The organism is Klebsiella variicola (assembly GCF_000828055.2).
In the GTDB taxonomy this organism is placed as follows: domain Bacteria; phylum Pseudomonadota; class Gammaproteobacteria; order Enterobacterales; family Enterobacteriaceae; genus Klebsiella; species Klebsiella variicola.
Genome location: NZ_CP010523.2, coordinates 4,786,653 through 4,799,311 on the forward strand (window position 1 = coordinate 4,786,653; position 12,659 = coordinate 4,799,311).

General features: G+C 58.2%; 4 protein-coding genes. 1 reads left to right on the plus strand and 3 read right to left on the minus strand.

Annotated elements, in window-relative coordinates; genetic code table 11:
• Positions 1-40: 40 nt before the first annotated feature.
• The 3 genes from SP68_RS22425 to SP68_RS22435 all read right to left on the minus strand — a co-directional run bounded on the left by SP68_RS22425 (position 41) and on the right by SP68_RS22435 (position 9,930).
• Positions 41-259 (minus strand): hypothetical protein, encoded by a 219-nt coding sequence (locus tag SP68_RS22425; RefSeq protein ID WP_012969007.1) that lies wholly within the window; start codon positions 257-259, stop codon positions 41-43.
• On the minus strand, positions 252-8,159 hold the full coding sequence (locus SP68_RS22430) for a two-partner secretion domain-containing protein (RefSeq protein WP_071891600.1): 7,908 nt from the start codon (positions 8,157-8,159) through the stop codon (positions 252-254). Before SP68_RS22430 ends, SP68_RS22425 begins: the two co-directional genes overlap by 8 nt.
• An 88-nt stretch (positions 8,160-8,247) precedes the next feature.
• The gene (locus SP68_RS22435) at positions 8,248-9,930 is read right to left on the minus strand and encodes a ShlB/FhaC/HecB family hemolysin secretion/activation protein (protein WP_040972755.1); all 1,683 of its coding nucleotides are present in this window, start codon (positions 9,928-9,930) and stop codon (positions 8,248-8,250) included.
• Positions 9,931-10,470: 540 nt separating this feature from the next.
• Here SP68_RS22435 and SP68_RS22440 point away from each other — a divergent pair.
• On the plus strand, positions 10,471-12,621 hold the full coding sequence (locus tag SP68_RS22440) for a carbon starvation CstA family protein (RefSeq protein WP_008807580.1): 2,151 nt from the start codon (positions 10,471-10,473) through the stop codon (positions 12,619-12,621).
• Positions 12,622-12,659 lie beyond the last annotated feature (38 nt).

Genomic DNA, 12,659 nt, shown 5'->3' on the forward strand with positions numbered 1-12,659 from the left:
AAGACCAGAAACGGTTGCAGACTCAGCGCATTATTCTCCACTAAAATCCTTTAATCTTAAAAAGACGACATAAAACGATCCCTGCACCAATAATGCAGCCACCACCAAAACCTACTTTCAGATTATGCAGAGCTTCAGAGGAAGAAAAACTGAAGCTACCCTGTATGACATAATCAACAATAAGTAAGGACACATAAGCCAGTTCGGCCATGAGAATCCCCGCCACCACAGAGAAGATAAAAAAGAGAACATTAATCATTTTTTCTCTCCCCCATAGAATCCGCGCGCTTCTCTATACCTTTACCTGTTATTTCCGAGAAGAATGAACCACCAAAATCACCAAAAGCCCCAGGAACGCGGCTCGGAGTCATTTCCTTCGAAATACCAAAATCCCCCTTAATTTCAGTAAACTGCCTCAATTCAGCGTTAAACTTCGGATCCCAGCCTCCTTTCCACCAGTTTGCCCCGGCATTAACACCCCATGAGAGTCCTTTACCAATGCCATAGCCAATACCCGAACCGGCACCATTGATAAGCGCACCAGACAGTGGATCTTTGTCATCTATCCAGTTGCCCAGCGCACCACCTGCGGCATTCCAGCCTACCGTACCTGCCAGACCATTCCCCATACTGAGCACGTTTACCCAGCCAGCAATAGTCGCATTTGCCGGATCTATCGTGCCATCTGCCAGATAACTGATACCGGCATTTGCACTTGCTCCCAGTCCCCACATTGCCTGAGCACCACCTGGTAACAGGGCCACACTACCCGATGCCAGCGCAAGTCCTACCGCATTACGCTCATTTATCGCTTTCTGACATGCCGACCCGCCTGGGTTATCGGAACAACTCGCCATATCGATGCCGTGCTGGCGCAACCATGCCGCCTGCGCATCTTCACTGCCGCTCAGTAAGTTATTCTCCACCGCATTCTTCCCGGCCTGCGCACCCGCCACCGCATCCGCGCTGCTGCCTCCGCTAAGCCCCCCCATCAGTCCCGCCGCCAGCGTACTCAGCGCGCTTATCGTCGACTTCTGCTCATCCGACAGCTCTTCTGTCTTAACACCCGGATAATATTCCGCCGCTATCCAGCGCCCCAGCAGCTCGCCACTCACTGCGCCTGCCGCTCCCGCCAGCGCGCTGTTATTTCCCGATGCCGCCGCTATCGCTCCCCACACCGCGTGCGCCATCGCATTGGCTTCCACATTCACCTTGCCCGTCGCGCTGTCCGTCGTCTGGCTGTGAATGATTTCCGCCACATACGGGCTCACTGCGCCACTCGCCGCCTGCGCCAGGTCGCCCCCCGCCAGACCCTGCATCGCCGCCGTTACCGCCTGCGCCACCTTCTGGTACTTTCCGCCCGTATCGTAGTCCGCCGTCGCCGTTCGGCTCACCTGCGCGTTGATTTTCTCCTCGCTCGGACTGCCATTCCCTCCCGCTACCAGCTTCGCCCGCGCCGCTGCCCGCGCCGCCGGGTCGCTCTGCGCCGCCTGCGCGTTCAGCTTGCCCTGCGTCACCAGCACATCACTCACCTGGCGCCCGATTTCACCTGTCTTCTGCGCTGTCGCCAGACGGTTCTGCTCTTTCTCCTTATCAAATATCGGACTCAGCGTCTGGTTCGCATGCGCCGCATCCCGGCTTAACCCCGTCACGTCCTGCTGCTGATTCGCGCCGTCGCGGATAACGATACTGCCCTCGCTCACCGCCGACCGCGTCAGCGAACTGTCGCTGCCGCTGCCGTTCGCCCCCATCAGCAGACCGCTGGCTGCATTCCCGAGGAACTGCCCCGCCACGCTACCGCTCGTGCTCACTCCCTCGCTCTGCTGCTCCACGCTGTACTCGGCATAGTTTTTAATATCCCGGAAACCCAGCGTCCCGGTATCCAGCCGGTTCAGCTCCGCCGCCGCCGTGCTCGCCAGCACGCTGCCGTTCAGCTGCGTATGCCCGCCCACCTTCACATCAAAACCGCCCTCGCCGGCAAAAATCCCCGTCTGCGCCTCCACCGACGCCCAGGTGCTGTGCATTTTGCTCTGGCTCAGGTTAAGAGACCCCGAACCGCCGCCCATGCTGCCGCTCGCCCCCACGCTGCCGCTACGCTGCTTCGAATCGTAGTTATCGCTGTCCTGCTCGCTGCTCAGCGTCAGGTTACGCCCGACGTCCATTGTCACCTGATGGCCGCTCACCTGCGCCCCGGTCAGCGTCGTATCGCGACCGCTGACGATAGTCACCCGCTCACCGGCGCTGAGGGTCGTTTCGTTATGCGTCAGGCTGTTACCCTTCTCGTGGCCCTTCCCGGCGTTGGCGCTGGCGCTGACCGTCAGCCCGTTCGCGCCCTGACCGAAGTTAATACCGACGCCAAACGAACTCCCATGGCTCTCGTTTTTACCGCTCAGGGTGCTGGCGTTCTCCGCAGAGAATAAATTCACATCGCGCGCGGCATTGAGCAACGCGCTGCCGCCGGCCTGCAGCTGGCTGCCCTCAACGTTGATATCCGTCTCCGTGGCGATAATGCTGAGATTGTTGCCGGCCATCAGGCTGCTGCCGCGGCTGGTGTTCTGCGTTTGTCGCTGAGTGGATTTCGAGGACTGGCTACCCCAGGAAAGGTTGACCCCTATCATGCTCTCCGGACTGGAATCCGCAGTCTGCATCTGCGATGCCTGATACGCCTGTACGCCCGATAATGCCGACTGCAGCCCGCTCAGCGCGGCGAGACGGCCATTGCTCTCGGTGCTGGCCTGGTTGGCGCTGGAAACCGCGGTATTAATGGCGCTGCCCACCATCCCGGATAACGCCAGCGTCAGGCCGCTGGTTTTCTGCTCCACGGTATGGGTCTGGGTGCTCTGGTTTTCCGCTGCCAGAATATTCACGGTTTTACCGGTCAACGCCATATTGTTGCCGGCCACCAGGTCAGATCCCTGAACCGTCAATACATTACCGGCGCTCAGGCTCAAGTTGCCCTGTGAGCTTCCGACGGTACTGGCGGCGCTACTCAACGCCGTCGTCACATCGGTGGCTTTCAGCGACGAACTGCCGACGCTGAAGCCGACGCCGCCGGTGCCGGAAAAGCCGCTATGTTTCTCTTTACGTAGATGGTTTTCCTGGCGACGCTCCTCGGCGGTGGTGATGGTCAGGTTACGCCCCGCCGCAAGGTTGACGTCCTGGGTGCCGGCAACACTGCTGCCGGACACCAGCAGGTCGCGCCCGGCCTGCATCACAATACTGTCACCGCTAAAATTGCTGCCGATGGCGTTCTGCGCCCACACTTCATCGTGAGTGGTGAGCGAGCGGCGAGCCAGCAGGCCGCTGCTGCTTTGATGGCTGTTTTCCGTCAGGTGCCATGAGGACTCGCCGCTGCTGAGGTTAATATCATTGCCGGCGGCAACCGTCAGGCTGCTGGTCGCCGTCACGCTGGCGGCGCGGGCATGAATATCGTGGCCTGCGGACAGCGCCACCGCGCCGCCGTTAATTTGCGTGCCGAGATCGCTACGCTGGGTCAAGGAACGATCGTTGCCTTTCCCCCAGTTTCCGCTTTCGCTATGGGTGGTGGCGAGCGTCTGCAGATTGAGATCGTTGCCGGCGATAATCTGCGTCTGGCTGCCCGCCGCGCTGTTACTCACCATGCTTGCCGTCAGATTAATGTTATGTAACGCCTGCAGCCCCAGCTGGCCGTTTTCATTCTGGACATAAATCCCCGCAGGCCGATCGAGGCTGATGTTACCCGGGCCTCCGCTGAGGGTGCTGGCGCTGTTGATATCACGCCCGGCTTGCGCGATCAGGCTATCGCCGCCCTGCAGCGTTCCGCCAATATTGTTGATATCAGTACGCGCGTTTAGCGTGAGCTGGTTGCCGCCGATATAGCCGCTGTTATGAATGTTTTCCGCGGTTAGCTGCGTCACGCCGCGGCTTTGGATGTGCCCGCTGTTGATCACATCACGGCTCACGCTGAACGCCACGTTTTCACCGCCGAGCAACGCGCCGCTGCCATCGAGATCGCCCGCTTTAACCCGCGCGTAAACCTGCGGCACCAGCACCTGCTGCACGGAGCCATCCGTTAGCGTGACCTCTCTGGCGACCAGCCAGACCATATCGCTGGTCAACAGCGCCATCTGCGCTGGCGTCAGCGCCACCCCGACCGTCAGGTTGTACTGTTTGGCGAAGGCGACGCCCGCGTCCATCAGTGCCCGATACTGCTCTTCATCGTTACTGTAGCCCTGCAGGTAGCGCCCGCCGCTCAGCTTAACGATCTGCTCACGTACCAGCCGCTGTTCGTAATAGCCGTCGCCAAGCCGCTTCATCGCCTGATCAATGCCCAGCTGATTTTGCATGTAGTCGCTGGCGAGCCACGCTTTACCGTTGGTAAAACGCGGATCGGTTTCCACCAGATAGCCTGCTTTAGCCTGCGGATCGATCTGATACAGGCTGCTGACAGGAAGCCGGGTATCCGGCGTGACGACGCGAATAACCGTTCCATCAGCGTTAACCGGCGTCACTTCCACCAGCCGTCCGGCGGGTAGTTCGCCTGTTTCATCGGCGCGATCGCGCGGATTAATCACACCGCTATGGCCATCAATTTGGGTATTGCCCTGCCACTTCATGGTTTGCAAATCGATGGTCTGAACCGTCGGCGTCGGTTCATATTCGCTGCTTTTTTTCCCCTGGCTGGTTTTGGTGCCGCCAAACGGGCGGCTGGTCTTTTTCTCATACCAACGGGTCTGGGTGCCGACGTCGGTGGTCACCCGTTTACCGGTCGTGGCGACGTTGTTTAGTTCGCCAATCACGCCACCGAGCGCTCCTCCGGCGATAATCTGGCTATCGTAGTTATTCAGCTTATCGCTGTTGATGATGAGCTGGCCGCCGGAGAGGATTTTGCCAGGATCGCTTTCCACCACCTGCGTTTCCACAACGGTACGCTGGTACTGGTATTCATAGAACTCATCGCCGCGGCTACCGTCCGGCATGATGGCGTCGTGAACGCCGTATTTGTTTTTATAGCTGGTATCGACCAGCGACCAGTCGAAGCGCTGTACCGATCCTTTCAGCGCCGCTTCATGGCGCCATGACTGCTCGACCATCACATCTTTCGTCACCAGATGGTCGTTGTAGTTATTGATTTGTTGGATATCGAGCGCCATATCACCGGCGGACTCAAGCGTTGCGCTGTGGTTATTAAACACTCCCGCCCAGCCGCTGAGCGAACCGTCTTCGGCAAGCTGGCCGCCAATAGCGAGCGTACCGTCGCTGTAGATTAGCGCGTGATCCTGGTTATTGAGCGTGCCGACGCCCATTGCCAGTGATGCCCGTGCGGCAATCGTCGCCGCCACGCCGTTCTCCGCGGCGTTAGTCAGCGTTGCCGCCTGCAGCGCGACGGCGTCGCCGTACAGGCGCCCGCTGCCGATATTGGTTAACGTCGTGGCGACAATATGGGTTAAACCACCGTCAATCAGCCCCCGATTGACCAACTCGCCGCTGACCGTCAAATGGTTCTCGCCAGCGCTGATTTCACCTTCCTGACGGTTATCCAGCTTTGCCGCATAGATATTGAGCGCCCGGCCGGCGCTGATAACCCCCTGATTAATCAGTCCCAGTCCGGAGAGATTCCACTGCAGGTTGCCGTTGGCGATGACCCTCCCGGCGTTATGAAATGCCTGACGCAACGTGAGCGACATATCGCCCTGAGAGAGCACCTCGCCATCGCCGCTGAGGGAATCGGCATCGAGGCTAAGTTTGCTCGCGGCAAGTAACGTTCCGCCCGTATTAGCCAACGCCAGGTTGACGCCTGCTATTTCCAGAGCGGTGGCGGAGACGATCTGCCCCTGTCGGTTATCCAGCCCCCGGTTGTGAATGGTGATGTTGAGATTACCGCCGGACTGCAGTTCTCCCTGCCGGTTATCAACGGTGGCGCTCTGAATACCCAGGGCATCAAAGGCGGTGATTGTGCCCTGCTGGTTATCCAGTAAACCGCTCGTCGTCAGGTTGACGCTGCCCCGCTGCGCCGTGCCTATCTGCCCGTGACGATTATTAAGATTTTCAGCCTGTAGTTGGATGTCGCCGCTGGCGATGATATTCCCCTGCGAGTTATCCACCCCATGGCGCGCAGTGAGCTGAATGTCGCCCTGCGCCGCGCTGATTTTTCCGCCATGGTTGGTCAGATTGTCGGCGTCAAGCTTGATATTGCCATTTGCGGCAAGAACGCCTTCGCCGTTATCCAGCCCTCCTTCAGCGCTCATGGCCAGGTCGCCCTGCGCCGCAATCAATTGCCCCTGCTGGTTCCGAAGGCTGGCCACTTGTAGAGAAAGGCTGCCGCCAGCAACGATATTCCCTTGCGAATTTTCCAGCTCGTGACGGGTAGTGAGCTGAGCATTGCCCTGCGTCGTGCTGATTTTACCGCTGCGATTATTAATGTTATCAGAGTACAAAACGATATTGCCGTTAGCGGCAATAGTGCCTTCGCCGTTGTCCAGCGCGCCATCAATGGTAATAGACATGCCGCCGCTGCCGGTATGCAGCAGCGTTCCGTTTTGATTGAGCAACTGGCTGGTGCTGAGCGTCAAAGCATGGCTGTTGCTGGCAATCTCACCGCCGCGATTATCCAATCCCGCGCGAAAATCAAGGCGTAGATCGTCCTCGCCCGTCTGCTGGATTACGCCCTGTTGGTTATCCAGCGCCATTGCTTTCAGCTCAAGCTGGCTGGCCGTCAGCAGGCCACTGTGGTTGTTGAGTTTGCCGCTGGCGGCCAACTGCAGTTTTTCGCTGGCCACCACCACCGCATCTCGGGTGGTGATATCGCCGGACGCGGCGCTGACCACGATCCGCGCCCCCGAGGTTCGACTGTTATCAAAATCCACCGTCCTGCCCTGCGCCGTCAGCGTTCCTGCCGCCAGATTGCGGCCATTCAGCGCCAGCGAGCTCTGGCTATTCAGCGTCAGCGCGCCGCTGCTGGCGGTAGAACCATCGCTATTTAATCCGGCGGCGAGCGTGCTGTTTTGCGTGCTGCGCAAAGCGTTGGCGGCAATCTGCGTATCGCCTTGCGCGGCGATCATGCCGTCATTGGTTAGCGTCGCGCTGGCCGTCACCACGCTATCTTTTCCGGCGTACAGCTGCCCCTGGTTGTGAAGATCGCCCTTAACGGACAGTTGCAGATTCTGCGCGGACTGAATCACGCCGCTGTTGCTGAGCGCGCCATCAGCGCTGATTGCTACATCCCCCGCCGCCGCGCCGATATTGCCGGCATTGTGAACGCCTACGCCGCGCTCGGTACCGACAAGACGAATTTTATGAGCGTACATCCCGCCCAGCGCGCTGACGTCTATCGCCACCGCAGGCAGCGCACTGCCGTCGGCTGATTTTGCCGTCGTTCGGCTGTGCGCCGCATCGATCTGATTACGCCCTGCGGTGACCTTTAGCTCCTGCGCCCAAACCCCGGCGTTGATTTTCACCGCGCGGGCGAGCAGGTCGGTACTGTCTACCGAGCTCGCATCAAGGCCGCCGCCCTGTACGAGAATTTCGCCGCGATTGACATCATAACCGCTAATCTGCCCGTTACCGTACTGTACCTGGCCTGTCGTCAGCGTTGCGCGGTTGGCATTGATGAACCCGCAGCCGTCGCAGCTAATTCCGGCAGGGTTAGCGATAACCACCTGCGCTTTTTGTCCGGCAACCTCGATATAGCCATTCAGCCGGCTCGGATCGCGGGTATTCACCTCGTTGAGGATCACTCTGGCTTCCCCTTTCGCCAGATTCGGGTTCCCGGCGACCATCCCGGCCAGTTGGGTTGAAGTGTTGGCACGGCTGTTATTCAGCACCACGCCGCGCCCATCGACGTCAAACTGGCTGTAAACGTTGCGTGAAACGCCTGCGCCGCTCGGTGTCTGAATATTGACCTGCGGCGTGCCATTAGCGCTATTGGCGATCTGCGGTTGCTGGCCGCCTGGCGCATGGTTATCGGCGACAATCGCCGCCTGAGCCGGGGTAAGACAGGAAAAAGCGAGCAGAAAGCTAAAGGCCAGCGGCGCCAGGGTGGAGGTCAGCATCGACCCGGTTCGCGCGTCGGCGCCGGATTGCGGCGACACGCCCGCCCGATGAGAGCGGGTCGTTTCCGCCACCACCATCAGCATCCCGCGAGCCTTATTAAATACGATTCGATAAAAGCGTTTATTCATTGCCGTTACTCGTCATCCATTGTCCACCGCGGCGCGGAAAATCATCCCTGTGCGCAGCACGCGCCGCCAAACGGCGCATGAGTGAAAATCAGTAGCTCCAGCTAACGCTGAAACCAAAAGTTGCCGGATCGGTTTTAAAGCCATCGGGTTGGGCTAAAGGGATACCGGCGAACAGGTCGTAGCTGGCGCGGTGGTACTGGCCGCGCAGCCCTGCCACGCCCCCGGCGAGGTGTTTGCCCACCAGCGTTTCACTGCCCGCGCCGCCGACTTCGCCGTAATCCGCCCCCAGATAAAACTCTTGCCCCGGTAACGGGGTCGACCAGGCGATATCGTTACGTATGTACCAGCCGTGACTGGCGGTCAGGGTGCGCTCGCCGTCAAAGCCGCGAACCGTCCAACGGTTGCCGATGGAAAACATATCCGGCGAAGTCAGCGGCGTGCTGCTCATCTGCCGCTGATAGCGACTGGTAAAGCGAAAATTTTGCCCGCCCAGGGCAAAAAGCAAATTGAGCTGAGCATTGAATTGCAGGATTTTGCTGAGGGCGGTTGCTTCCCCCCATTGCTCTTCCGGCGCGGGCTGAGCGCCAAACCAGCGGGTACCGCGCTGATAGCTCACTCCGGCATCGAGAGTGGCGTTGCCCAGGTAATGGCGATGCTGCAGACCAAGCTTCCAGGCCGCCGTCTGCCGCCGCTGAACGGCAATCTCGGTGTCGTTAATGAAGTTGCGCTGCTCGCGGGCTACCACATCGGCGCTAAGAGTGGTCTTCTGACTACCGCTCCGGTGCAGTACGCGGCTCATCTGGAAATCAACGTTCTTGCTTTTACCGCTGTACTGGTAATCGCCGTTGGCCCCCGCCACGGTTTGCATGTAATCATACTGGCTGGCGGTTAATCCGAGCTGCCAGTAACCCAGCGGAATCGAATAGTGGCCGGTCAGGTTCTTTGAGGATTTACCGCCATTGCCATCGAGGTTATGTGAGCCGGAAAGGTAAAAAAGATCGCTTAAGGCTAACGGGTTATCCAGGGATAGCGTCAGGTTACCCTGATAGCGGCCGGTGGCATTAGAGCCGGAATCATCGAGCGAGGCGTCAACGCGCCAGAAGCGTTCCTGTTGGCGGTTAATGACAATATCGCTTTGCCCCGGCGTATCGCCCGGAATAATTTCCATGCTGGCCTGTACCGTCGGCAGGCGCTGCAAGTTTTCCAGCCCCTGTTCAATATCGCGCAGGTCCAGTAGTTTCCCGTCAGTCGCCGGAAACGCGCTCGCCAGCCACAGATAATCATCGCTGTCCTCCGTAAGCCTGGCTTCACGGATATAACCCGGCATCACCACCAGGCGCAAAACACCGCTTTTTAAGTCCTGCTGCGGGGCAAGGATCCGGCTGGTGATATAACCGCGATCGATTAATATATTCTGCAACTGGGCCATCAGTAGATTAATGCCCTTCCCTCCCAGACAACGCCCAATTGCTTTATTTGTCTGGCGCTGGAGCGGAAGCCAATGCGGTAAGGCTTCAGCGCCCTGCAAAATAACCTGAGAAATAGCAAAGCAAGGTTGTTCCACGGGAAATAAACCATCATCGGTATTTATTTCTTCCGCTGATAAATGAATATCCGGTGACGGCGGCGCGAGCTGGTTTTCCAGCGCCTGCTGGCGCTGCTGCTGGTTGATGAACTGCTGCTCACGTACGGTATCCACAGGCGCAGCCCATGCCCAGGCAGGCAATATACAGATAATTAAAACTTTATGAACGAAATTCCATTTATTCATTATAGTTAAGTCACAACGTTCCATGTCGAGTAATAAAAAGCGAAGCGTGGCATTTAATACAACCAAACCCATATCAATATCAACACATATTATTCAAGCCACTTCAAAAATTATTGCTTAAAATTATAAACGCGATCATTACTCCATTCTAATGATATGGATGAATCACCGCTAAGTTCTGCCAAAGACAATATGAAATCATCATGAAATAAGAATATGAGATTATGAATTAATATCGATTCACACTGAGAGCATTAGCGCGACCTCTTTTTAGATTCTGCCGCTCCCCCATCGCACTGGGCTGAAATATGCCGTGATCTCAATCACATAATTATCTCTTGTTCACTTGATGGCCAACCGCTTATTTCAGCTAGCGACCGCTTAACCTTCCATACAACCACTCACCGATTTACCCAACTTTACGCGCGCGCTGTTCTGGCAAGATCGGAGGCAGCCTAGCTAATCAATACCTCCATCAACCCTTACTTAAAACCAGACGGCTTCGGCCAATTATTCATCTAATTAACGCCAGGTTTTACTATGGATACCAAAAAACTATTCAAGCACATACCCTGGGTGATTCTCGGAATCATCGGGGCATTTTGCCTCTCAGTCGTCGCGTTGCGCCGCGGTGAGCACGTCAGTGCCCTGTGGATCGTCGTCGCCTCGGTTTCTGTGTACCTCGTCGCCTACCGTTATTACAGCCTGTACATCGCGCAGAAGGTGATGAAGCTTGACCCAACGCGCTCGACGCCGGCGGTCATTAATAACGATGGCCTGAACTACGTGCCAACCAACCGCTACGTGCTGTTTGGCCACCACTTCGCCGCCATTGCCGGCGCCGGCCCGCTGGTTGGCCCGGTACTGGCCGCGCAGATGGGCTATCTACCGGGCACCCTGTGGCTGCTGGCCGGCGTGGTGCTGGCGGGCGCGGTACAGGACTTCATGGTGCTGTTTATCTCCTCGCGGCGTAACGGCGCCTCGCTGGGCGAGATGATCAAGCAGGAAATGGGGCCGGTTCCGGGCTCTATCGCGCTGTTCGGCTGCTTCCTGATTATGATCATCATCCTCGCGGTGCTGGCGCTCATCGTGGTGAAAGCGCTGGCGGAAAGCCCGTGGGGCGTCTTTACCGTCTGCTCGACGGTGCCTATTGCCCTGTTTATGGGGATCTACATGCGCTTCCTGCGCCCTGGCCGCGTGGGTGAAGTGTCGGTTATCGGTATCGTGCTGCTGGTGGCGTCCATCTGGTTCGGCGGCATCATTGCCCACGACCCGTACTGGGGCCCGGCGCTGACCTTTAAAGACACCACCATCACCTTTACCCTGATTGGCTACGCGTTTATCTCCGCGCTGCTGCCGGTATGGCTGATTCTGGCGCCGCGTGACTATCTGGCCACCTTCCTGAAAATCGGCGTGATCGTCGGCCTGGCGCTGGGGATCGTTATCCTCAACCCGGACCTGAAAATGCCGGCGGTGACCCAGTACATTGATGGTACCGGCCCGCTGTGGAAAGGCGCGCTGTTCCCGTTCCTGTTTATCACCATCGCCTGCGGCGCGGTCTCCGGCTTCCACGCGCTGATCGCCTCCGGCACCACGCCGAAGCTGCTGGCCAACGAAACCGATGCCCGCTTTATCGGCTACGGTGCGATGCTGATGGAGTCGTTCGTCGCCATCATGGCGCTGGTCGCCGCCTCGATTATCGAACCGGGTCTCTACTTCGCGATGAACACCCCGCCAGCGGGCCTTGGCATCGTCATGCCGAACCTGCATGAAATGGGCGGTGAAAACGCGGCGATGATCGCCGCGCAGCTGAAAGAAGTGACCGTCCATGCGGCGGCGACCGTCAGCTCCTGGGGCTTCGTGATCTCCCCTGAGCAGATCCTGCAGACGGCGAAAGATATCGGCGAACCTTCGGTACTGAACCGCGCCGGCGGCGCGCCGACGCTGGCCGTCGGTATCGCCCATGTGTTCCATAAAATCATCCCGATGGCGGATATGGGCTTCTGGTACCACTTTGGTATCCTGTTTGAAGCGCTGTTTATCCTCACCGCGCTGGATGCCGGTACCCGCGCAGGCCGCTTTATGCTGCAGGATCTGTTGGGTAACTTCGTGCCGTTCCTGAAAAAAACCGACTCGCTGGTCGCCGGGATTATCGGTACCGCGGGCTGCGTCGGGCTGTGGGGCTACCTGCTGTATCAGGGCGTGGTCGACCCGCTGGGCGGTGTGAAGAGCCTGTGGCCGCTGTTCGGTATCTCTAACCAGATGCTGGCCGCCGTGGCGCTGGTGCTTGGCACCGTGGTGCTGGTCAAAATGCAGCGCACCAAATATATCTGGGTCACCGTTATCCCGGCAGCGTGGCTGCTGCTGTGCACCACCTGGGCGCTGGGTCTGAAGCTGTTCAGCAGCAATCCGCAGATGGAAGGCTTCTTCTTTATGGCTCAGCAGTATAAAGAGAAGATTGCCGCCGGCGGCGAGCTGACCGCGCAGCAGATTGCCAACATGAATCATATCGTGGTCAACAACTACACCAACGCCGGGCTGAGTATCCTGTTCCTGGTGGTGGTGTACAGCATCATCTTCTACGGCATCAAAACCTGGCTCAACGTGCGCAACAATAAGGTGCGTACCGACAAAGAGACCCCGTACGTGCCGGTACCGGAAGGCGGCGTGAAGACCTCGTCACATCATTAACCCTGATGCCGGATAGTGCTACGCGTATCCGGCCTACA